The sequence below is a fragment of the Pseudomaricurvus sp. ABR4_320 genome (genome assembly GCF_056159445.1).
In genome coordinates this window covers 72,464-95,194 of record NZ_JBSWVF010000015.1, presented here as the reverse complement: position 1 = coordinate 95,194, position 22,731 = coordinate 72,464, and the positions used below count along the sequence as shown (strand labels likewise).

Below are 22,731 nucleotides of genomic sequence, written 5' to 3'. Positions count from 1 at the left end.
GCGACTACGACCGTCGTTTAAGGTAGTTTTCTGGCAGCGGGGTTGCCATTAACTCTTGATACAGAGACAGATATTGCGAGCAGATCGCGGCTTCACTGCATTGCTCGTCATAATGCTGTTTGGCTGCGGTGGATAGAGCATCTCGTTGTGGTGCGTCGGCGAGTAACGTTTTAATTGCGTCATGTAATCCGTTGACATCATCAATCCCTGTTAGCAGGCCAGTGACGCCATCTTCAATGGCTTCTCCGGGGCCCTGTGAGCGGGTGGCAATGATGGGAATCTCATTAAACCAGGATTCCATAACGATACTGCCGAGGCCTTCGTGGCGAGATGGACAAACAAAAAGATCGGCGGTCCTCAGTAGGGGAGCGATGGTCGCCTGCCAGCCGAGAAATTTGACGCGATGGGCAATATTCAATTGTTGTGCTTGATCGACAAGTGCCTGTCGTTCGGGGCCGTCGCCGGCGAGCCATAGATGCACGTCGGGAATGTTTGCGATCGCTGGTAGGAGTATGTCGAAGGCTTTGTTTTTGTGGAGGCGCCCCGCCGCGACGATCAAGGGAACGTCTTCGGGGGTTTCATAGGACGTTCTCGGAATGGCGCCGTGGATGGTTTCGTCGGCAAAGTTACCGATGTGGAATACGCGCTCAGCAGGCATACCACCTTGAATCAAGTGGTCGCAAATACCTTTTGATATTCCGATCCAGTGGCTGCAATGCCTGTAGTGTTTTAGGTTGTAATAGTGGCCAAGGCGGGCAATAAGGCGATAGTCTCCCGCGGGTGTCAGTTGGGTGGCCCGCGTCATAAATGTCATAACAATATCCGGTGCTAGCTGCGCCAGGGCTTTGCGATAGCGGTAGTGATCGCGAAAGTCCAAGCGGCCCCCGAATCGAAACGTCGACGCTGAAATTCCAGCGGCTTCGATTTGGGCAACACGATCCGGAACCATGCGTGTGAACGCATGCTGGCGAAGTGTTGGGTATTTGCCGAGGGCGCATACCAGACGAGTGTAAAAATTTTCTGCGCCGCCAAAATCGGCTCCGGCCATGCTTTGGGCTAGGGATATTGTGCTCACTCGGGGCTCCTCAGCGTTACTTGGATTCTGCCCAGACATAGGGGTGGGAGAAGGGCAGTTGTAGGCTGGCCTCAACAATATATTGGGCGTATAGCCGGTTGTTCATCTCCGTGTGAAAGAAGCGGCGGGTATTGGCCGCCCAATGGCGCAGCTGGGCGTCATCCTGATGGAATTCTCGGACTTTGGTAATCAAGTCTTCATTGGAGTCGAAATACACCAGGGTTTCAGCTGGCAGCAAGGTGTCAAAATGGGCGCTGCAGTGGGTAAAAATGAGTAGACCATTGCCGGCCATTTGGGCCATTCGGGCTGAAGAATACCAGTGAAAGTTTTCCTGCCGATTTAAGTTGAGGCCCATACGGCTTTGTGACAGGGCAATGTCATAGTCGCGGCCCCAGACACCGGGTTCGCCAAAGCTGCCGGGTGTATAAAAGCGCAAGGTCTCTCCCAAATCGTCGCGCACAGCCTGAACAATCTTGCCGCGTTCGGTATGTTCTGCTGATTTGCTGCAGAAAATGAGATCGTGCCTATGTTGCTCTGCCGCTGAGCTGTCGTAAATTTCTACGGCAGGATCCACCGGGTTAGGCATATGCAGGAGGCGCGCTCTGGCACCTTCAAAGCGTTTAAGTTCCGGTTGTCCGGTCGAGACGAACATGACATCGACGCTCTGGCAGCGTGTTTCTATCTTGCGAACGTTTTCCGGTACAAATAAAGGGTCGTTGTTGCAGCCGGCGATAACCACTCCGGGAACCAGCTTTCGGATGTCTTCCAATGTTTGATTGCTGATGATGTCGCAGTGGCCGACGATGACCAGTTCGGGTTGAACGGCATCCACGGTTTGCAACAGGCGGCGATTGGCCTTTTTGAAGCCCAGGTCGCGAATTCCGAGAGGGGCTTCAAAAGCGGCCACGTCGCGATCACTAAATGGCTGTACGAAGTGATCGTTCTTGATCAACCCATAGTAGAGTTTTTGACCCCAGCTGACCCGGGTTTGACCATATTTTCGCAATTGTTGGTGAGCGACGTGAACGATGCGCATACTCGGCTTCCTGATCTACAGGGGCGCATCATAACTGAGGCGGTGCCCCATATCCATGCAGGCTCTTTGGGGTGCCGGTGCCCGGTCAGTCGATCCCGGCTTTATGGAGAAAGCGAGGGTTTTCTCTCAGGGCTGAGTCGTAGATATCCAGTGTTGCTTCCGCTTGCTGGGTCAATGTGAATTGAGGTGAAAGATGGATATCGGGTTTTTGTTGCAGGCAGCGGCTGACGGCAGCGGCGAAGGCTTCCAGGTCGTCAAGGGGGACCAGTCCCTCCGGAAAGGATTCCTTGAGGGATTCGGCCGGTCCGCCATAGTCGTAGCTGACCACAGGTACGCCCATGGCGAGAGATTCGATGACGGTACGACCAAAGGGTTCGGCATGTTGTGACATATTGCAGACCACGGAAGAGATCGAGTAGATTTCAGCCATGTCCGTTCTGTGCCCAAGAAAGGTCACCCGCTCGCCGAGTCCCAGGGTCGCCGCTTTGTTGGTCAATTCCTGTTGGTAGGCTTCTTTGTTTTTCTCGGCGCCGCCAACAATAAGACCATGGCAGTCGATCTGTTTATCGACGAGGCGTTTTATCAGGTCGATAAATTCATTCTGTCCCTTCCAGCGGCTAAGGCGTCCGGGCATAACGATCAGTGGCTTGCCCTGTAGATTGGGATAGGACTGATAGAACGAAGACAGCCAAGCGTCGCTGGGTTGAAATTCGGGATTAAATTGACGGGTATCGACACCACGATGCACGACAGAAATTTTACCGTGATCAATCTTGGGATAGTTGGCCTGTATGTAATCGGAAACGCAATGGGAGATGGCAATTACTCGGTCGCCACAGCCCATAATCGCGCTGTAGGCACTCACGGAGTAAAGACCATGGAAGGTGGATACCAGGGCAGGGCGCTGTTCGGCGGGCACCTTCTTCAAGGCTAGCCAGGTCATCCAGGCAGGCACTCGGGAACGCACGTGAATCACATCGATATCCAGCGCCTGAAGTTTTTGACGTAGCGCTCGAACCTTGAAGAGTGAGCTGAGGGATTTGCGGTGAACTGGGAAGGTGATGTGTTGACTGCCTTCGGCTTCGAGCTGTGCCACCATCGTGCCGCCAGCCGACATCACGGTTGACTGGTGGCCTCGTTCTACCAATTCTCTGGCAAAGTCCAAGGTGCCTCGTTCGACGCCGCCGGCGTTCAGTGCTGGTAACACCTGCAATACGTTCATGTGAAAGATATCCCGGCCAAAATGAGTAGTTGACGTGCTATGCGGTCAGCTTCCTGGAGTGGTTTAGAGTTCGCGTGATGAGGCGTTTGTGACGGCTGCTCTTCAAGAGACAATACTCTGCCCTTTTTGATCAATGTATCTAGCCCGCGACTGACGCGACTGCTTTGCAGTCGCGGAACTTTCAATATTCCGACTTGGGCGCCACTGCTGAGGCTTTCGTAAACCATCGAGACGCTATCTTCGCTGACCCAGATGGTGCCGCAGCGCTCGTAGTGATCCGAGAGCCACTGGCTATCGGTCTTCTCTACCGGAACAATCGTGAGCCGCTCGGCAACGGCCTGTTGAACTTGAGGAATGAATTCAGGCGGTGTACGCCGAGACGTCGTTAACGTCCAACGGGTGTCGGCATGTTGTGCCAGCAGTTGTTCGATTTGAATCAGGATGCTGTCGGTGTCCCAGCTGTGGTGTCGGGAGGGGCCGCCGATCAAAATCAAGCCTTGCTGAGGGTCCTGATGTTGGGAAAGCGGGACCGGATTAATCGCCCCTTCGGTCAGCAGAACCTTGGGCCCCGCTGCAACGCCATCATGTTGAGGCAATATGCACAGGTCGAACAGCCAGCGAGGCAGCAGTGGTTTCGTCAACAAAACGCTGCGTCCCCCCAACCGCCAGCGAAGCTTCAACGCGATCCAGTGGGTGCGGCGACCTGCGGCAAGGATGAAGTCCTGCTGCTCTGTAATGGCTCGGCTGTTGCCGACATGACCCTTAATGTTTGGTGCCTGGCCGCTAATGTGTACCCAAGTAATGTCGGCTGGTGCCAGTCTGGCCATGGCATCGCTTAGGCCTCGCAGCTGATTTCTGTGCCCGGGCTTGTCATCGGTCACACAACATATTCTCAGTGGCGAGTGGTGGATGGTTTCAGGCAAGTGGCACCAAGGGGTAATGGGTTTAATGCAGCGCGTCTCGTGTCTCTGCGGCGACAGCATAGTCACCGTGGTCTAAAGTGTCCAGAAGCGCCGCGTTTGAGGGAATATGATAAGCTTTGCGGCTCACTATCGCGGAGACGCCAGGACTTCACCAGCTATGACGAATGTAACACCCGAGCAGAGCAGTCTGCAGATTTACATGCGGCTTCTCAGCTATATGTTCAAGCGTTGGCACTGGTTCGCAGCCAGCGTCGCTGGATTTATCGTCTTTGCTGCATCACAGCCAGCGCTCGCTCAGTTGATGGAGTATTTGATCAAAGCGCTGGAAACCGGAGATGAGGGGCAGCGCATTATGATTCCTCTGGCTCTGTCGGGTATCGCATTGGGGCGAGGAATCGGGTATTTCATCGGTAATTATTGTATCGCGCGGGTATCGCTCGCGATTATTAATGACTTGCGAAAACAGCTCTTCAATCGCATGACCGAGTTGCCTGGCCGCTATTTTGACGAAAACAGCAGCGGTCACTTAATTTCCTGCATTACCTATAACGTTATGCAGGTAACAGGCGCTGCCACCAAAGCGGTAAAAGTCGTTATCAGTGAAGGCCTCACGGTCATCGGTTTGTTCCTCTTTCTGTTGTGGAAAGACTGGAAGCTGACGATGGTGTTTGTCGTTATTGCGCCGATCATTGGCGTTGTGGTTGCTGTGGTTGGTAAGCGTTTACGCAAGCTGTCTCGTCGGATACAGGCATCGATGGGGGACATCACTCAAGTTTCCTCCGAAATGATCAATGGCTATCGCGTGATGCGCAGTTTTGGTGGCGAGAATTATGAACAGAATCGCTTTGCCAAAGCTGCTGACGACAATTTCAACCGCAGCCTGAAGTTGGAAACCACATCGGCTATTGCGACACCGCTGATGCAGTTGATTGTCGCTGTGGCGATGGGCGTCTTGGTCTACATGGCTATGTCCTTTATGGGGAGCACGGAGCCTGGGCCGTTTATCGCATACATTACGGCGGCATTTTTACTGCCCAAGCCCATTCGTCAGCTATCTTCTGTCTATTCCGACATTCAAAAAGGATTGGCTGCGGCAGAAACCATTTTTGCGCAGATTGATGAGGCACCAGAAGCGAATACAGGTAATCACCAGCCTGCTCGAGTAACTGGCCATATCACCATTGAGCATTTGTATTTTGGTTACCGCAGTGATGACCTTGATCAAAACTCAGATGAAGCGGAAGAATGGGCACTGGAGGACGTCAGCTTAGATATTCAGCCGGGAGAAACTGTCGCGCTGGTAGGCCGCTCTGGCAGCGGTAAGTCAACGTTGGCCAATCTCATTCCCCGCTTTTACACCCACAACCGTGGTTTGATTGCCGTCGATGGCGTGCCTCTGGAAGACTATGAGTTGCGCGCCCTGCGTCGGCAAATCGCTATCGTCAATCAGAATGTCGTTTTGTTCAACGATACCGTTGCTGGCAACATCGCCTACGGTGATTGTGCGGATGCGTCTCGCGAAGATATTCGGGAGGCTGCGCGAGCAGCGAATGCGCTGGAGTTTATTGAACGTCTGCCCGATGGGTTTGATACCTTGATTGGCGAAGATGGCTTGCGCCTGTCGGGAGGGCAGAGGCAGCGGTTGTCTATCGCCAGGGCGCTGTTGAAAGACGCCCCTATTTTGATTTTGGATGAGGCAACCTCGGCGCTGGATACAGAATCCGAACGTATGATTCAGGCAGCCTTGGATGAAGCGGTGCGTAATCGAACTACGATAATTATCGCACACCGGTTGTCTACCATTGAAAAAGCAGACAAGATTGTCGTCATGGATAACGGACGTATTGTCGAGGTAGGATGCCATGATGAACTGTTGGCCGCTGAGGGCGCATATGCTCGCCTGCATGCTGTCCAATTTTCTGAACCGTCAGCATGATACGGAGCTGACGATGCTTTCTGAAAGCGTTTTTGCGCTCGGTCTGAGCAGGCTGTTATGGCGGTGTGACCAGGTGGCCTTTTAATGTCTCGAGCTGCGCGCTTTGGCTATACGCTTCTTTTATATTTTCTGACACCTTTTATCTTGATGCGACTGTGGTGGCGTTCACGGGCCAATCCGGGCTATGCCAGGCGTATCAAAGAGCGTTTCGGGATATTTCCCAAGCGCGATTCCAGTCGGCCTGCGTTGTGGCTGCACACCGTATCTGTCGGAGAGTTTCTCGCGTCTCAGCCATTGTTAAAGCAACTGCGTAAGCAGTGGCCAGAATTAGAGCTGGTGATTACAACCACGACGCCAACGGGATCCGATCGAGTGATACAAACTCTGGGAGAGGAGGTTTTTCATGTCTACTGTCCCTATGATTTGCCAGATAGCCTGGCGCGCTTTCTCAATCGCGTGCAGCCGTCGGTGGCGGTGATTATGGAAACAGAACTGTGGCCGAACACTATCGCTGCGTGCCATAGTCGCAAGATTCCAGTCATTCTCGCCAATGCCCGTCTATCGGCGAGGTCTGCGCGAGGTTATCAGCGATTTTCCGCTCTCACTCGGCCGACGCTGAATCACCTGACACAAATTGCTGCGCAATCCGGTGCCGATGCTCAGCGCTTTCTTGATCTTGGAGCAAGCGATACTGCCGTTCAAATTACTGGCAGTATAAAGTTCGATCTCTCTATTGATACGCACCAGCGTGAGCTTGCCAAGTCCTATCGAGCTCGCTGGCAGGGAGAGACTGGACGGCAGGTTCTATTGGCTGCGAGCACTCATGACGGTGAAGATGCCTTATTGTTAGAGTGTCATCAGCAGTTGTTAAAGAAATTCCCTCAGGCGCTGTTGGTATTGGTACCGCGTCATCCGGAGCGTTTTGACAATGTTGCTCGCCTTGCCACTCAACATTTTGGTGTGCAAAAGCATTCTGAAGGGGGGGCGGTTCGGGCTGAGACGCAGGTTCTGGTTGGTGACACCATGGGTGAATTGCTGGCGTTGCTTGGCGCCAGCGATTGTGTCTTTATGGGCGGTACCTGGGTTGATCGTGGGGGGCATAACTTTATCGAGCCGGCCGCATGGGGTAAGCCTTTGTTTGCGGGTAGCTCACTGTATAACTTTGCCGAGATCTCCAGTTTGCTACGTGATGCTGGAGCATTAGCCATTGTCGAAACGCCAGAGCAGCTGGCAGAGCAGGTGGGGCGTTTGTGGGAAGATCCCTCAGAAGTTGCGCGTGTCGGTCGTTTGGGGCTTGATGTTGCGGCACGGAATCGTGGCGCGCTCAATAAACTTATGGACGTGTTGGCGCCATACTGTCAGGAGGCTGTCAGATCGGGCCGGAATGGAGAGTGATCTTGTCAAGAGGCTGCCAGATCAACGGATGTATCCCAGTCGATCTGGCAGGTAATTACTCGCTTGTTCTATGTCGTAGCGGACTATCTTGCTTCGTAACTGCTGCGCAGAACGGGCTTGGCCGTTTCCAACCACCGATTCAATTGGCTGACGTCGTCGGGCGAGAGTGAGCCCGCGACTTCTTTCAATCTCAGCATGTCGAGTACGTAATCGTAGCGAGTTTCATCATAGCTGCGCTGAGCTTCGTACAGGTTTTGCTGGGCCAGCAAAACATCGACCAGATTTCGTGTGCCCACGTCGTAACCAGCCTGTGTGGCTTCCAGCGCGCTGCGACTAGAGGTAATCGCCTGTTTGCGAGCGTTGATCTGCGCAACATTCGTCATTACGGAGAGGTGTAGTGAGCGGGTGTTCTGGATGATGTCACGCTGTGTTTGATTGAACAGCTCCATCGACTGAACTTGCAGTTGCTGGGCTTGGCGGCGCTCGGATGAGGTACGTAATCCGCTGAAGATTGGCACATCCAATTGCACGGCTATGGTGGATTGGTCTGTGTAACGTTCGTCGGGATAAGCGGTACCGAAGCCAGCCGTATCTACCTCGGTGTTGGTATCATCCATGTCGACATAGTTGATACTTGCACTGATCGTCGGCAAGTGATTGGAGGCTGCTGCCCGCGCACTTTGCCGGGATGCATCGTAATTCAAATGCGCAACTTTCAATGAATAATTGTTCTGCAGAGAAAAATCGACCCAGGCACTGCGGTCGGCCGGTTCAGGATTGGTAATCGGAAAATTTTCCAGAAGTGGCGCGATGCTGTCTGGCGATGAGCCGGTAAGAACCTCAATTTCTTCGAACGCTATCCCAAGAGCGCCGCGCGCTTCAAGCGTTGCCGCCGTCGCGGTGTCGTAGGCGGCTTGTGCCTCATGGACATCGGTTATTGCGGTAAGTCCAACATCAAAGCGTTGTTTCGTTTGCTCCAACTGATGGCTGAGGGCATTTTCTTCCGCTTTGGCTGTCTCCAGATTGTCTATGGCGCGCAGTACGTTGAAGTAGGCTTCGGCAACGCGAATAATGACAGACTGCTGGTCTGCGCCGAACTGAGCTTCTGCCTGCTTGCTGACCGCTTTGCCCTGTTGGTAGCTGTACCAGGCGGACATATCAAACAGAGGTTGTGTCAAAGACAGCTGGTAGGTGTCGTTGTCCACCTCGCCGGAACTGTTTATATTTCCGCCGAAGCTGTTGCTAAAACCGTTATAATCATAGTCAGTTTCTGTGTGGGCTGCGCTGGCATTAATTTGTGGAAGTAGATTGGCTCGCGCGATTTTGGAGCTTTCAAGGCCGGCTTCCAGAGCGGCACGATCTGCTTTCAGTTGGTGATCATTTTCTAGAGCCTGCAGGTATATATCCTGCAGTGAGGCTGCCTGACTGTTTGACGTGGACAGGCCTATTGCCAGGGCTATGCCTGAGATAAGCTTTCGCTTGCGCATGTCTGTTCCTGTGGTGGCATTGCATGTGCGGGTGGCAAATGCGGAGAATCGGAGGGAAATTCCCGGCAAAGTGTAGCGTTTCGCACGTCAATCGTCGACCGTAGCCGGGAAACCGCTCGTTTAAAAAATGTTAATACTGTCTAGTAGATCGGGAAATAATGAGTGATTTAAAGGTCCATTCAGGCTTCGACCACAAAGATGTAGAGGTTATCCAGAAGGAAACACTTTACGATGGTTTTTTTTCTATGGAAGCGTGGCATTTTCGCCATCGTTTGTATGGTGGGGGTGAGAGCCAGCCGGTTTCGCGGGAAGTCTTACGTCGAGGTGATGCTGTTGCTGTGCTTCTTTACGATCCGGCTGCGGATACGCTCGCACTGATCGAGCAGATTCGCGCCGGCGCTCTAGCGAGCGGAGAGAACCCCTGGTGTCTGGAAATTGTTGCTGGCATTGTCGAGCCAGGAGAGTCCGCTGAAGAGGTCGCAATCCGCGAAGCTCGAGAAGAAGCCGGGGTGGATATTGATTCGTTAGAGCATATTTGCCGTTATATGCCATCCCCTGGTGGCTGCGATGAACATATTAGTCTTTATTGTGGTTTGGCAGATCTCAGTCAGTGCCATGGTCAGGTGCTCGGGTTGGCAGAAGAGCAGGAGGACATTTTGGTAAAACTCGTTCCGGCAGAGCCAGTTTTGGCAAATATATTCAGTGGTCTGTTTGTAAATTCGCCTATTTTGATTGCCCTACAGTGGTTACAACGTGAACGGCCCCGCTTGCGAAAACATTCGGCGGAGCCCGTATCCGGATAAATCCCGAAGGTTTTCGGCGTGGGTCACGCTTTTGGGGGGCTGGATAAGTGTGGTAAGTTGGAGCGCTCTTTTGCGAGGTCGACGGCCAGTCCCGGCGCACAGGGCGCGTTCATCGACTAAGCTGTTAATTAAATCAGCACATCCTATGATGAATTTGGTAACAAAGAGCAGTTTCGCTGTGGAGGCGGATACATGACCAGCAGTAGCGGGCTAAGTCGCAATGCACAGCGCTATAAGGTAGATTTGGCTGAACAGATGTCTTGTTGCGAAGCCAATTACGCTCGTCTGTTGAAATTGATGCCGGGTTATCGTGAGCGTAACAGTTGGGGCTATCGCATTCAGGTTGGCGCACAGAGTCAGTCCATTCGTCTGGAAATCGTCGAGCGTGCCAAGTACACCACCATGCTCCACATTTGGCAGGAAGACGAACCTTTCGCCTGGCTGGATGCACCGCAAATGCAAGTGCGGTTATATCATGACGCTCGTATGGCGGAAGTGGTTGCCTGGGATCATCATCGTCGGCTGCAGCCGAGATATGACTATCCTAATCGACAGATGTACCAGCAAGATGAAAAGGCGCAGGTGAATCGTTTCCTGAGTGATTGGCTGATACACAGTCAGGCAAACGGTCTCGTGCGCATGGGCGTGAATTCCTAAGTCCGTTGGGACGCATCTAGGGACATGAGAGTAACCAGCTCTGCTTTTCTAATTGGAATAGAAACACAACCATTTTGGGATTAAGGATCAAGCGATTGTCCGCAAGCCAACGACTGCTGCAGCTCAGCGATTGCCATCTTGGAGAGTATCCAGGAGAGCGTCTGCTCGGGCTTAATACCGATGAAAGCCTGGCTGATGTGTTGGCTCTGGTGCGTGAAAGCGAAGATTCTTACGATTATATGTTGGCGTCTGGAGATATCTCCAGCGAAGGTACTGAGTCCGCTTGCCGGCGCTTTGTGACAACGGTTAGAGAGATGTCAGCGGTGCCTTTAGCATGGCTGGCGGGAAACCACGATTCCGACGCTTGTCTACGTCAATTGAGTGCTAGTGGAAAGGGCGCGATCATGGATCGGATGGAAACCCGCTGCTGGCAACTGTTATTGTTGAATTCCGCTGTACCTGGCCACGAATACGGGAGTCTGGCGGCGGGTGAACTGGAGCGGGTTCGTTGTGCTCTGAGCGACTGTCAAAAGCCGACAATGGTATTTGTTCATCACCAACCGGTGCCGGTTGGCAGTGCCTGGATTGATCAGTATGTTATCCGCGAGGGGCAGGCGTTGCTGTCTTTGTTAGCGGGCTTTCCCCACGTCAAAGCATTGGTTTGGGGGCATGTACATCAAGAGTATGCCGGGCAGTTTGCACACTTTCAGCTGCTTTCAACACCGTCAACGTGTATACAATTTAAACCTGGCAGCGAAGATTTCGCGTTAGATTGTTTGATGCCAGGTTATCGATGGTTTGAACTCCACGACTCTGGCGACTTCGATACTGGTGTCAGACGCGTAGCTGAGAAAGACTACGGAATTAACTTTTCGTCTGGAGGCTATTGATTAGGCCTCGTCGTCACAGAGTGATCGGGCTTGCTTTCACGCGTTATTGATTTAGGTGACTTTGAATCTCTGGTATTGGTAGGCCGGATTCTGCAGTTTAGCTCGATGGAATGGATTTTCTATGTCGACATTGGTTTACATTCACGGTTTTCTGAGTTCGCCTAGCTCAAACAAGGCGTGCCAGACTCGCGATTGGTTGGCGACCGAACATCCGAGTATTGACTACCAATGCCCCTATCTAAGCCCCTATCCTGAGGAAACTCAGCGACAATTGCAGAGTCTTATGCAGGGCTTGAATGGTCAGCAGGTGGGCTTGATCGGCAGCTCTCTTGGCGGCTTTTGGGCAACTTGGCTGGTAGAGCGCTATGGGTGCAAAGCGGTGTTGATTAACCCTTCGGTACGGCCGCATCTATTGATTGACCGGGTGGCTGGTACGCCACAGCACAACTTTCACACTGAAGATACGTACTTGTTGACGACCGCCCACGCGGATCAATTTCAACAGGCGTATTACTCACAGCTGCAAGATGTCTCTCGCTACTGGCTGATGGCTCAAACCGGTGATGAGACGCTCGATTATCGGCAGGCTGTCGCTAAGTATCAGGGCTGTCGTCAACTGATCGAAGATGGTGGCGACCATGGGTTTCAGGGGTACGAGGGGAAATTGCCTGAAATTATCGAGTTTCTCTTCAAAGATCGCTGAAATTGCCCGCGAGTCTGTTAGTCTTGCTCGCCGCGAGGATGAGCGGATCCACGCATTAACGGTTTCGTGCTGTAAATGCACCAGTAAACACTATACTTCCCCTACATATCTTGCTCACATTTGACATTAGACTGTCACTAAATCACGGAAATCACTAAGAAATAATGGCGAATTACACCGCAGAAGATATTGAAGTCCTCACAGGACTTGACCCGGTTCGCAAACGTCCGGGCATGTACACCGATACCAGTCGCCCCAATCATTTGGCTCAGGAAGTGATCGATAACAGTGTCGACGAAGCCCTGGCTGGTCACGCACGTTGTCTTGAAATTACCTTACATAAAGATCAGTCCATCACCTGTAGCGACGACGGTCGTGGCATGCCGGTGGATATTCACCCTGAGCAGGGCAAGCCTGGCGTTGAAGTGATTTTGTCGACCCTGCACGCGGGCGGCAAATTTTCTAACAAGAACTATCAGTTTTCGGGCGGTTTGCACGGCGTTGGGGTCTCTGTTGTAAATGCTCTCTCCAAACGGCTGGAGCTGACCATCAAGCGTGATGGCAACGTCTATCAGATGGAGTTTCGGGATGGTGAGAAGTCCAAAGACCTCAAAGTCATCGACTCTTGTGGAAAGCGTAATACGGGCACCAGCTTAAGATTTTGGCCGGATCCCTCCTACTTTGATTCAGCAAAATTTTCTGTATCGCGTCTGCGTCACGTTCTGCGAGCAAAGGCAGTACTTTGCCCGGGGCTCAAAGTAATCTTTTTGGATGAGCAAACCGGTGATCGCGACGAATGGTACTTCGAAGATGGGCTCAAAGATTATCTTAAAAGCTCGACCAACGGCTGGGAAAACTTACCCGCCGAGCCTTTTGTGGGAAGCTTTTCCAGTAAGTCAGAAGCCGTCGATTGGGCGGTTCAGTGGTTGCCGGAAGGCGGAGAATTAATTCAGGAGAGTTATGTCAACCTGATTCCCACGGCTCAGGGCGGCACACACGTCAATGGTCTGCGAACCGGATTATTGGACGCGTTACGAGAGTATTGTGAATTTCGAAATCTGCTACCTCGAGGTGTAAAGCTGGCGCCCGACGATCTTTGGGCAAACTGTTGTTACGTTATCTCATACAAGCATTCTGACCCCCAGTTTTCCGGGCAGACTAAAGAGCGACTGACGTCTCGTGAAGCGGCTGCATTTGTCGCCGGTATTGCCAAGGATGCGTTCAGTTTGTGGTTAAACCAGCACACTGGCGAAGGTGATAAGCTGGCTGAATTCTGTATTGCCAATGCACAGAAGCGTGTGCGTTCCAGTAAAAAGGTGGCCCGTAAAAAGATCACCCAGGGACCGGCTCTGCCTGGAAAATTGGCAGACTGTTCGTCGGGAGAACCTGAGCGCGGCGAACTCTTTCTGGTGGAGGGAGACTCGGCCGGCGGCTCGGCCAAACAAGCCCGGGATCGTGAATATCAGGCGATTCTGCCATTGCGCGGTAAGATTCTGAACAGTTGGGAAGTCGACAGCCAGGAAGTGCTTGCCTCTCAGGAAATTCACGATATTTCTGTTGCCTTGGGTGTCGATCCTGGGTCTTCAGATCTCTCCGGTTTGCGTTACCACAAAGTATGTATTTTGGCTGATGCGGATTCGGATGGTTTGCATATTGCGACACTGATCTGCGCGCTCTTTGTAAGACACTTCGCGCCACTGGTTGCTGCTGGACACGTGTTTGTTGCCATGCCACCTCTCTACCGAATTGATATCGGTAAAGAGGTCTATTACGCATTGGACGAGGCGGAGAAAGAAGGCGTGATTGATCGAATCAACGCCGAAAAGAAAAAAGGCAAAATCGGCGTGCAGAGATTCAAAGGGTTGGGTGAAATGAATCCTATGCAGTTGCGCGAGACAACCATGGCGCCAGATACCCGTCGTTTGGTGCAACTGGTGATCGAGAATGGGGATGACACTCATCAAATTCTCGACATGCTGCTGGGGAAGAAGCGCGCGGCTGATCGGAAAAATTGGTTGGAAGAAAAAGGAAATCTTGCCGAAGGCGTTTTGGCTCTCGCTGAGGGCGAGTAAATTCGTTCAGGATCATGGGGCGACCGCTGACATATTCAGCCGCCCTTTCTGACTTCAAAGACTACACTGTATTAACTGGCCCATCGATTTATGATGGGCAGACTTTTATTGGCGAAGCGACGACAAAAATAACACGTATTTCCCGTAGTAGGAGGTAGTTCATTGAATCGCCCGCTAAACGAGCACTCTAGCTCCCGAGACGTCTATATCGTCGATGGCCTGCGAACTCCTTTTCTAAAAACGGCTGGTCGCCCTGGACCTTTTACTCCAGTGGATCTGGCGGTGCAGGCGGGACGACCTCTGCTAATGAAATACCCAGAAGTGATCGAAGCGATCGATCAAGTGGTGCTGGGCTGTGTCAATGTGATTGCCACGGAAATGAATCCCGCCAGATTGGCCAGCCTGCGGTTGGGGCTATCTGATAGCATCCCTGCGCACACGGTTCAAACAAACTGCGGTTCTGGTATGCAGGCTGTCGATAGCGCGTTTCGTGCGATTTCCTCAGGCAGTGCCGAAGTGGTTTTAGCCGGTGGTACAGAAGCGCTGAGTCACTCGCCACTGCTCTGGCCGCAGCAGGCAGTACACTGGTTGGCGGATCTTGCACAGGCTCGTAACTTCGGTGAGCGTCTCGGAGTTATTCGGCGTTTTCGCCCCCAGTTTTTACAGCCAATTATTGGCTTGCGGCAAGGTCTTACGGATCCCATTGTGTCTCTCAATATGGGACAGACGGCGGAGGTTTTGGCGGGGCTGTTTGACATCTCACGTGCAGCTGCAGATGTCTATGCTGTTGAGAGTCATCTCAGGCTGGCTGCGGCTCAGGAAACCGGTATTTTAGACGACGAAGTGACACCCATATTCGATCTACAGGGGAATGCCCACTTAAAGGATGACGGGGTTCGTCCCGATTCTTCGTTTAAAAAGTTGGCGAAATTACGGCCGGTATTTGAAAAACCCTGGGGTAAAGTAACCGCAGGCAACAGCTCCCAAGTCAGTGACGGGGCCTCCTGGTTGATTCTGGCATCTGAAGCTGCTGTGGATAGGTTGCAGTTGAAACCCTTGGCGCGTCTGGTTGATATGAATTGGGCTGGCTTGCACCCTGCGGTCATGGGGTTGGGGCCGGTCTTCGCCAGCACTCCGCTGATAACACGCCATTGTGATGGCGATCTTTCTCAAATCGATCTTTGGGAGCTGAATGAAGCCTTTGCCTGTCAAGTTTTAGCGTGCGCATCTGCCTGGCGCCAGGAGGCTTTTTGCCGGGAATATTTGAATTTGCCGGAGGCCTTGGGTCCGATAGATCTGGCAAGTGTGAATATTGATGGTGGCGCTATCAGTCTCGGACACCCGGTTGGTACCAGTGGAAATCGAATCATTCTTCACCTGGCGAAAACTCTGGCTCGTACCGGCTCTAGGCGAGGTATTGCTACCTTGTGTGTTGGTGGTGGTCAAGGTGGTGCGGCGCTTCTGGAGGTGGTCTGATGCATGTGTTGTCTGTTAGCGAATCTCTATTGAAGGCGTCGAATAAGCCAGTCTTAGCTTCCCTTCCTGTTGATACAGGCATCACCAGCAGACATTGGCAGTTGCTGGGTGATGGTGGCTGCAGTTGGTTGGTTTTCAATCGTGCTGATAGCGATTTGAACTTGTTAACCGTTGATGTCTTCCATGAACTCGAGGGCATTGTGTCCCACCTGGAAGCGAATCCTCCGAAAACGTTGGTGTTGCGGTCAAGTAAAGTCTCAGGGTTTTGCGGGGGGGCGGATATTTCGATCTTTCGCGAATACAGCGATACCCAACGCATGACCGGACTTATGCTGCAAGCGCATAGCCTGTTTGATCGCTTTGCGGCGTTGCCGTGTCGAAAGATTGCTGTGCTCCACGGAGTATGTTTGGGCGGCGGCCTGGAGCTGGCGCTTTTGTGTGACTACCGGTTCGCAATCAAAGGCGCGCGACTCGGCTTTCCTGAAGTTCGGTTGGGCTTGCATCCCGGCTTGGGTGGCAGTTGGCGTTCGGTACAGTTGTTGGGGCCGTTGCGTGCCCTAAACATGATGTTGGACGGGCGAGAGGTCAGTGCTTCATCCGCCAAAAAAATAGGATTGGTAGATGTCGTTGTCGAAGAGCGACATCTGGAATCGGCGCTGTCCGAATGGAAAGGAGCCTCCAAACGTGCCCGCCGTTGGCGAGATCGTTTGGCTAACCTTGCTTGTGTTCGACCGATATTGGCAAAAATTTATCAGCACCAGGTGAGTAAACGAGTCAATCTTGGCCACTATCCTTCGCCGTTGCATCTACTGAGGTTGTGGCGAGACCACGGTGGTGTAGGGCGCGAGCAAGGGCCTGCGGAAATTGCATCCTTTGCCGGTCTTACGGGTTCAGAATTGGGAGCCAATCTAAATCGCATTTATTTCTTGCGGGAATCATTGCGCAGCCATGAAGCAAACACTGAGCGTCAACTGCAACACATTCATGTGATCGGTGCTGGTGTTATGGGAGGGGATATCGCTGTCTGGGCCGCACTGCGTGGATTTCAGGTTTCCCTCAGTGATCCCGATCCAGCGATGATCGGAAAAACCCTGCAGCGAGCTCAGGCTCTGCGTCAGGTTAAGCGACTCTCCGTTCGTGAGCGCCAGGCGATGTTCGACCGCTTGCTGCCGGATATTGACGGCCATGGGATTGCCCGTGCGGATATCGTGATTGAGGTGGCTCCTGAAAGAGAAGAGATTAAGGGCGAGATCTATCGAACAGTTAGTCAATCTCTGCGAACAGACAGCTTGCTGGTCAGTAACACGTCAAGTCTGTCTGTTGGGTCTCTCAGTCGGGACGTTGATGATCCGTCTCGTTTTATGGGGCTCCACTTCTTTAATCCTGTTGCCAGCATGCAGCTTGTCGAGTTAGTGCATCATGATGGCGTCAGTGATGAATGCAGAAACCTATGCCGCCTGTTCGCGCTTGCGCTTGGCAAATTGCCTGTTGTTGTTCAGGATCGCCCCGGTTTTTTGGTCAACCGAATTTTGACGCCCTATCTTCTCGAGGCGATTTTATTGGCTGACGAAGGTGCCAGCTTAAGCGATATTGATGGCAGCATGCTCGCATTTGGTATGCCAATGGGGCCTTTAGAGTTAGTCGATAGGGTCGGTTTGGATATCTGTCTTGCGGTGGCTGATTCTCTGCGCACTCGTGTTCCCGAGCCTTTACCTCGAGTGCCGGATTGGATACGGGACAAAGTCCAATCTGGGAATTTAGGTCGCAAGAGCGGGCAGGGTTTTTACGACTGGCGCAAATCTCCGCCAAAACATGGGGGGCAGTTGCCGCCGATGGGCACTTCCGTCGGCACTATGCGTGACCGTCTTTTGCTGACGTTTCTCAATGCGGTTGTGCGCTGTCGTTCTGAAAAAATTGTTGCTAATGATGAGCAGCTGGACGCTGCTGTCGTTTTTGGCACAGGGTTCGCCCCGTTTCTTGGCGGCCCTTTGCATTATATTCAGGCTCAGGATGTACCCAGCCTGGTTGAGAAGTTATCAAAGCTGACGGCAAGCCACGGCGAACGATTTCAAGCCGATAGCGGATGGAAAAGCCTGTTTTGATGTTAACTGCTGAGGCCTGGCGTCAGCTTTCGTTTACTTAATTTCGACGCAGGTTTGGTATGTCCGTCATCGTTTTTCTGGGATTGTTGTTGGCGCTTGGGTATTTGAGCCCATCATTGCGGCATTGTTCTGCAGTCCTTCTAGGGGCGGCACTGTTTGCCTGGTTGACGTCTTTGCTGCCTACTCTTTTTGTTTGGTTGTCTGGTGCGGGTTTCGTCTTGGCGGGACTCCTTTCCTTAACGCCGCTTCGTATTGGTCTTATCAGCGGACCGGTTTTCCGCTGGTTTCGGGAAGTCGCGCCGCGTTTGTCAGCGACAGAGCGTCAGGCTTTGGAAGCGGGCACAACCTGGTGGGACGCCGAACTGTTTTCCGGGGAACCCCGCTGGCAGAAACTCCTTTCTGCACCAGAGCCAAAGTTACGTGATGATGAGCTGGCTTTTCTGATTGGGCCTGTGGTGCAACTCTGCGACATGCTGGATGAATGGCAAGTTTCTCAACAGGGAGATTTGCCGGATAGTGTCTGGACGTTTCTTAAGCAGGAAAAATTCTTCAGTTTGATTATTGAAAAGCAGTATGGCGGTTTGGAATTTTCCGCAGCGGGGAATTCTGCTGTCGTGGCTCGCATTGCCAGTCGTAGTTTGACGGCAGCCATTACTGTAATGGTGCCGAATTCTCTGGGGCCAGGTGAGCTCTTACGAGACTTTGGGACGGAAGAGCAAAAGAGCAATTTCCTGCCAAAGCTGGCCGACGGTTCCCATATCCCATGCTTTGCCTTAACCGGAATTGGTTCAGGTTCCGATGCCGCCGCCATGAGCGACACCGGTGTCGTATGCTACGGTGATTGGGAAGGTGAGCAGGTTCTTGGTCTGCGCCTGAATTGGAACAAGCGTTACATCACTCTGGCACCTGTGGCGACTCTGATTGGCGTTGCATTTCTTGCCAAAGATCCAGATGGCTTACTTGGAGGCGAGGAAGAGTTAGGTATTTCTTGTGCGCTGATTCCAGCCAATCTAAAAGGTGTCTGGCATGGACATCGTCACTATCCTGTTGGATCTGTTTTTATGAACGGTCCACTGCGCGGCGAAGATGTTTTCGTGCCTCTGGATTATGTCATTGGTGGTGCTGAGCGTTTGGGGCAGGGCTGGCAGATGCTGATGCATTGCTTGGCTGCCGGACGTGCGATTTCTCTGCCGGCTCTGGGGGCGACGGGGATAAAGTTAAGTGCGCTGTACAGTGGCCAGTACGCAAGAGTAAGGCGCCAATTTGGATTGCCAATCGGTTATTTCGAAGGTATTGAGGAGGTCTTGGCGAGATTGGCGGCGGAAGCATACCGAGTGGAGGCTGCTCGCCGGCTAACCTTGTCTGCGCTCGCGTTGGGGGAAAAGCCCGGAGTTCTATCGGCGATTTTAAAATTCTACACAACGGAAGCTAATCGTCGCAGCGTCAATGACGCCATGGATATTCATGCGGGTAAAGGGATCATCACTGGGCCGTCGAATTATCTCGCTCCGTTATATCAAGCCCTGCCTATCGGTATCACTGTGGAGGGGGCGAATATCCTTACCCGCAGTTTGATTGTCTTCGGGCAGGGTGCTGTGCGTAATCATCCCTGGCTGCAATCCGAGATCCGTCTGGCGGGACAGGAGTCGTCTCCGGAAACCTTGGCTGAATATGATCGAGTGCTGTTTTCCCACTTGGGTTTTGTGTTGCGCAACGGGGTTCGAAGCTTTATCTATGGGCTGACGGGCGCGCGCTGGATCGCGTCTCCTGTCGAAGGCCGGACCGCTCATTATTATCGCCAATTAACGCGCCTGAGTACGGTATTTGCGTTTGTAGCGGATGTTCTTCTGTTGTCCTTGGGGAGTCGCTTTAAAGTCAGGGAAAAGCTCTCTGGTCGCATGGCAGACGTGCTTACGCATTTATATCTGGCTTCTGCTGTACTCAAGTTCTATCGAGATTCGGGAAGTCGAAAGGAAGAGCATCCGCTGGTTCATTTCGCGTTACGCGACAGTTTATTCCAGATACAAAATGCGTTGGTAAACACATTACGTAATTTGCCCCACCCCTGGCTGGGCACGCTCGTTCGATGCTTGATCTTTCCTCTGGGGCGTCCCTATCGGGAACCTTCGGATCGGTTGGGGCGTTATGCGGCTAGGATCCTGCTGGCCAACAGCGACGTTCATGAGCGGTTATTCAGTGAGGTGGTTGCTGGTGATGGGAGCGATGCGCCCGCACAGCTGAAGAAGGCGTTCGATGCCATACAGAAGACTCAGGCAATAGAAAAAGTAGTCAGCAAATCCCTTGGGGAAGTGTTGACGGTTGCCAATTTTGACGTTTTGATTTCGGAGGCTGAGCGTCAGGAGATTATTGGGCACGATGATGCCGAACAGCTGAAAAGCTGTTACCGAATGATTGCAGCTGTATTACAGGTGAATGATTTTCCTGACAAAAATTGACGATCTGAAGATTTTTCTGATCCACTTTTGTATGACTTAGTCATCAGAATTCGCATTAATCCTCTGTTAAGGTTTACGTGCTGACAGGCGATGATTCTTCCCGCTATCTATAATACACTGCCGCTTTCACCGGTCGGCCAGGCAGACCGTATTCAGGGATATCTGTACTAAAATTAGTCAGAGTAGTCGCGGTTGGCGCGAGAGGCGGTATTTGTGACGTTTTTGCCGTAGCGGGCAACAGAGCACTGTCGTACCGTCAATATTATGGCCGGTTCTACGCCGGTGAGACCGATTCTAATCTGGGATGAGAGAATTTATGAAAGTACTGGTCGCTGGAAATCTGGGCTATGTGGGCCCCAGTGTAATTAAGCAGCTTAGAACGACCTTCCCTACGGCGGAGTTGATCGGCTTTGACATGGGATTGTTTTCCCATTGCCTAACCGGAAACACTTTGGTACCAGAAGTCATTTTGGATGCTCAGTATTACGGTGACGTGCGGGCATTTCCGGAAGCATTGCTGAAAGGGGTTGATGCAGTCGTCAACCTGGCTGCTATTTCAAATGATCCTATGGGTAAGGAGTTTGAAGAAGCGACGATGGCCGTGAATCATCGCGCTGCGGTTAGTCTCGCTAAACTCGCCAAAGAGAATGGCGTCGGCCACTATGTCTTCGCGTCTAGCTGTAGCATGTATGGCGCAGCCAGTGATTTTCCGAAGACAGAGAATGATGAGCTAAATCCCCTGACTGCTTACGCTCGCTCTAAAGTGGCGGCCGAAGTGGATTTGGAGAAATTGGCTGACGATAGTTTTGTGGTAACCTGTTGCCGCTTTGCGACGGCTTGCGGCATGAGTGATCGTTTGCGCCTGGATTTGGTGTTGAATGATTTCGTGGCAGGTGCAATCGCTGATGGTAAAATTACCATTTTAAGTGACGGAACACCCTGGCGGCCGCTCATCAATGTTAAGGATATGGCGCGCGCGCTTGAGTGGGCTGTGACCCGTGATAAGTCTGCAGGTGGTCAGTTCCTCGCTGTAAATACCGGTTCTGACAGCTGGAACTACCAGGTCAAGCAATTGGCTGAGGTGGTTGCCGAGTGTATTCCTGGTGTTGGATTGAGCATCAATACAGATGCTCCACCGGATAAGCGTTCTTATCGTGTAAATTTTGATCTTTTCAAATCTTTGGCGCCCAACCATCAGCCAATTATGGATTTGAAGGGCAGTGTGATGGAATTAAAAGCTGGCCTTGAAGCCATTCAATTTGTGGACAAGGACTTCCGTTCATCTCAGTTGATTCGACATCAGGTACTTAAGCGTTTTAAAGCTGAAGGACTGCTTGATACGGATATCGCCTGGGTTCGCTAAACCACTGCCTTAATTTTTCGAAAGTCTGAGTCTGTTGGCACAATCTACCGCTCGACTCAGGCTTCCGATTTCTTCCTGTGCTATAACCTAAAACAGGGATTTTCAAATAGAGAGTTGGAGGGTTACTTCTCTGTGACCGTCTTATTGTCTATGGATATAAGGTAAGTCAATCATTCAAGTGATTGCCGAGTTTAAGTACCATGCGCCGCTTGCGGTGTAAGGAAACCTGCAGTTGCGCGGCGTGTGGAATCCACGCTGCCGAAGTTCCGAAAAAGGACCAAAATGCTTAAAGAAGAATTTGTTATTCAGCCTACGAAGGGTTGGCTGCGCATTGATTTTAAAGAGCTGTATCGCTACCGAGAGCTGCTCTATTTTCTAACCCTGAGAGACATTCTGGTCCGTTACAAGCAGACGGTCCTCGGCGCCGTTTGGGCGATTTTGCAGCCATTTTTTATGATGCTGATCTTCACCATGGTGTTTGGGCGGTTTGCCAAGATGGATTCCGAGGGGTATCCGTACTCGATATATGTCTATGGCGGTTTATTGGCCTGGACATTTTTCTCGACAACGGTTAACCAAGCGGCGAACAGTTTGGTCAGCCAGCAGGCGTTATTAACCAAGATTTATTTCCCCAGGTTGTTTGTACCTTTTTCCTGTGTTGGTGCTGCCTGTGTGGACTTTTGCCTGGCATTTCTCGTTTATTTCGGATTAATGGCGTATCACCAGACAATGCCCCAGTGGACCATTATCTTTATTCCTTGTCTCCTGGTGATTTTGTTCCTATTTACCCTTGGGCTGGGATACTTCCTTGCTGCATTGACAGTTTCGTATCGTGATTTCAAATATGTCGTTCCTTTCATGATGCAGTCGCTGATGTTTTTGAGCCCTGTTGTTTATCCGGTAGGTATTGTTCCAGAGAAATATCAATGGATTTTGGCGCTTAATCCGATGGTGGGCATTATTGAGTCCTTCAGGGCTGCGATTCTAGGTTCAAACTTTGACCTGCTTCACCTGATGATGTCCATTGTCATCTCCATTGCCATGTTCTTCTTTGGCATCTTCTATTTCCGTTCTGTAGAACGTCGTTTTGCCGATTTGGCCTGATCAACTGACTTTGAGGTGAGAGAGAATTATT

General features: G+C 51.9%; 17 protein-coding genes. 12 read left to right on the top strand and 5 right to left on the bottom strand.

Annotation, left to right across the window (positions count from 1 at the left end):
- Window positions 1-4: 4 nt before the first annotated feature.
- The 4 genes from ACXAFR_RS22120 to ACXAFR_RS22105 form a co-directional block, all read right to left on the bottom strand.
- On the bottom strand, window positions 5-1,075 hold the full coding sequence (locus ACXAFR_RS22120; RefSeq protein ID WP_475181063.1) for a glycosyltransferase: 1,071 nt from the start codon (window positions 1,073-1,075) through the stop codon (window positions 5-7).
- Window positions 1,076-1,091: 16 nt separating this feature from the next.
- Window positions 1,092-2,111: a glycosyltransferase family protein gene (locus ACXAFR_RS22115; protein ID WP_475181061.1), complete on the bottom strand. Its 1,020-nt coding sequence runs from the start codon at window positions 2,109-2,111 to the stop codon at window positions 1,092-1,094.
- Between the two features lie 85 nt (window positions 2,112-2,196).
- On the bottom strand, window positions 2,197-3,333 hold the full coding sequence (locus ACXAFR_RS22110; protein ID WP_475181059.1) for a glycosyltransferase family 4 protein: 1,137 nt from the start codon (window positions 3,331-3,333) through the stop codon (window positions 2,197-2,199).
- On the bottom strand, window positions 3,330-4,214 hold the full coding sequence (locus tag ACXAFR_RS22105; protein WP_475181056.1) for a mitochondrial fission ELM1 family protein: 885 nt from the start codon (window positions 4,212-4,214) through the stop codon (window positions 3,330-3,332). Before ACXAFR_RS22105 ends, ACXAFR_RS22110 begins: the two co-directional genes overlap by 4 nt.
- Window positions 4,215-4,413: 199 nt before the next feature.
- On the opposite strand from ACXAFR_RS22105, the gene msbA reads away from it, so the two are divergent.
- Window positions 4,414-6,192 carry a lipid A export permease/ATP-binding protein MsbA gene (msbA, locus tag ACXAFR_RS22100; protein WP_475181055.1) on the top strand — a complete coding sequence of 593 codons (1,779 nt, stop codon included), beginning with the start codon at window positions 4,414-4,416 and terminating at the stop codon, window positions 6,190-6,192.
- An 84-nt stretch (window positions 6,193-6,276) separates the two neighbouring features.
- Complete coding sequence (gene waaA / locus ACXAFR_RS22095; protein WP_475181052.1) at window positions 6,277-7,587, top strand: lipid IV(A) 3-deoxy-D-manno-octulosonic acid transferase; 1,311 nt, start codon at window positions 6,277-6,279, stop codon at window positions 7,585-7,587.
- An 83-nt stretch (window positions 7,588-7,670) separates the two neighbouring features.
- Here the strand turns inward: waaA and ACXAFR_RS22090 are convergent, their stop codons facing one another.
- The gene (locus ACXAFR_RS22090; protein WP_475181051.1) at window positions 7,671-9,074 is read right to left on the bottom strand and encodes a TolC family outer membrane protein; all 1,404 of its coding nucleotides are present in this window, start codon (window positions 9,072-9,074) and stop codon (window positions 7,671-7,673) included.
- A 158-nt stretch (window positions 9,075-9,232) separates the two neighbouring features.
- Between ACXAFR_RS22090 and ACXAFR_RS22085 the strand changes: the two genes are divergently transcribed.
- The 10 genes from ACXAFR_RS22085 (at window position 9,233) to ACXAFR_RS22040 (ending at window position 22,700) form a co-directional block, all read left to right on the top strand.
- Window positions 9,233-9,877 carry an NUDIX domain-containing protein gene (locus ACXAFR_RS22085; protein WP_475181050.1) on the top strand — a complete coding sequence of 215 codons (645 nt, stop codon included), beginning with the start codon at window positions 9,233-9,235 and terminating at the stop codon, window positions 9,875-9,877.
- 192 nt (window positions 9,878-10,069) lie between these two features.
- Window positions 10,070-10,534 (top strand): DUF1249 domain-containing protein, encoded by a 465-nt coding sequence (locus ACXAFR_RS22080; RefSeq protein ID WP_475181047.1) that lies wholly within the window; start codon window positions 10,070-10,072, stop codon window positions 10,532-10,534.
- Between the two features lie 95 nt (window positions 10,535-10,629).
- The gene (cpdA, locus tag ACXAFR_RS22075) at window positions 10,630-11,424 is read left to right on the top strand and encodes a 3',5'-cyclic-AMP phosphodiesterase (protein ID WP_475181046.1); all 795 of its coding nucleotides are present in this window, start codon (window positions 10,630-10,632) and stop codon (window positions 11,422-11,424) included.
- 121 nt (window positions 11,425-11,545) lie between these two features.
- Complete coding sequence (locus ACXAFR_RS22070) at window positions 11,546-12,127, top strand: YqiA/YcfP family alpha/beta fold hydrolase (protein WP_475181044.1); 582 nt, start codon at window positions 11,546-11,548, stop codon at window positions 12,125-12,127.
- Between the two features lie 164 nt (window positions 12,128-12,291).
- Window positions 12,292-14,199, top strand: a complete 1,908-nt coding sequence (gene parE, locus ACXAFR_RS22065; RefSeq protein WP_475181042.1) for a DNA topoisomerase IV subunit B — start codon at window positions 12,292-12,294, stop codon at window positions 14,197-14,199.
- A gap of 162 nt (window positions 14,200-14,361) precedes the next feature.
- Window positions 14,362-15,675 carry an acetyl-CoA C-acetyltransferase gene (locus ACXAFR_RS22060; protein WP_475181040.1) on the top strand — a complete coding sequence of 438 codons (1,314 nt, stop codon included), beginning with the start codon at window positions 14,362-14,364 and terminating at the stop codon, window positions 15,673-15,675.
- A complete protein-coding gene (locus tag ACXAFR_RS22055; RefSeq protein WP_475181038.1) occupies window positions 15,675-17,777 on the top strand; it encodes a 3-hydroxyacyl-CoA dehydrogenase NAD-binding domain-containing protein in 2,103 nt (700 codons plus the stop codon). Before ACXAFR_RS22060 ends, ACXAFR_RS22055 begins: the two co-directional genes overlap by 1 nt.
- Before the next feature lie 59 nt (window positions 17,778-17,836).
- On the top strand, window positions 17,837-20,233 hold the full coding sequence (locus tag ACXAFR_RS22050; RefSeq protein ID WP_475181036.1) for an acyl-CoA dehydrogenase: 2,397 nt from the start codon (window positions 17,837-17,839) through the stop codon (window positions 20,231-20,233).
- A 316-nt stretch (window positions 20,234-20,549) separates the two neighbouring features.
- On the top strand, window positions 20,550-21,596 hold the full coding sequence (locus ACXAFR_RS22045) for an NAD-dependent epimerase/dehydratase family protein (RefSeq protein WP_475181033.1): 1,047 nt from the start codon (window positions 20,550-20,552) through the stop codon (window positions 21,594-21,596).
- Window positions 21,597-21,878: 282 nt separating this feature from the next.
- Window positions 21,879-22,700: an ABC transporter permease gene (locus tag ACXAFR_RS22040; protein WP_475181032.1), complete on the top strand. Its 822-nt coding sequence runs from the start codon at window positions 21,879-21,881 to the stop codon at window positions 22,698-22,700.
- Window positions 22,701-22,731 lie beyond the last annotated feature (31 nt).

Coding starts and splice junctions, on each gene's coding strand:
- ACXAFR_RS22115 (WP_475181061.1), bottom strand. CDS start 2,111: ATGCGCATCGTTCACGTCGCTCACCAACAATTGCGAAAATATGGTCAA.
- ACXAFR_RS22110 (WP_475181059.1), bottom strand. CDS start 3,333: ATGAACGTATTGCAGGTGTTACCAGCACTGAACGCCGGCGGCGTCGAA.
- msbA (WP_475181055.1), top strand. CDS start 4,414: ATGACGAATGTAACACCCGAGCAGAGCAGTCTGCAGATTTACATGCGG.
- waaA (WP_475181052.1), top strand. CDS start 6,277: ATGTCTCGAGCTGCGCGCTTTGGCTATACGCTTCTTTTATATTTTCTG.
- ACXAFR_RS22090 (WP_475181051.1), bottom strand. CDS start 9,074: ATGCGCAAGCGAAAGCTTATCTCAGGCATAGCCCTGGCAATAGGCCTG.
- ACXAFR_RS22085 (WP_475181050.1), top strand. CDS start 9,233: ATGAGTGATTTAAAGGTCCATTCAGGCTTCGACCACAAAGATGTAGAG.
- ACXAFR_RS22080 (WP_475181047.1), top strand. CDS start 10,070: ATGACCAGCAGTAGCGGGCTAAGTCGCAATGCACAGCGCTATAAGGTA.
- ACXAFR_RS22070 (WP_475181044.1), top strand. CDS start 11,546: ATGTCGACATTGGTTTACATTCACGGTTTTCTGAGTTCGCCTAGCTCA.
- parE (WP_475181042.1), top strand. CDS start 12,292: ATGGCGAATTACACCGCAGAAGATATTGAAGTCCTCACAGGACTTGAC.
- ACXAFR_RS22055 (WP_475181038.1), top strand. CDS start 15,675: ATGCATGTGTTGTCTGTTAGCGAATCTCTATTGAAGGCGTCGAATAAG.
- ACXAFR_RS22050 (WP_475181036.1), top strand. CDS start 17,837: ATGTCCGTCATCGTTTTTCTGGGATTGTTGTTGGCGCTTGGGTATTTG.
- ACXAFR_RS22045 (WP_475181033.1), top strand. CDS start 20,550: ATGAAAGTACTGGTCGCTGGAAATCTGGGCTATGTGGGCCCCAGTGTA.
- ACXAFR_RS22040 (WP_475181032.1), top strand. CDS start 21,879: ATGCTTAAAGAAGAATTTGTTATTCAGCCTACGAAGGGTTGGCTGCGC.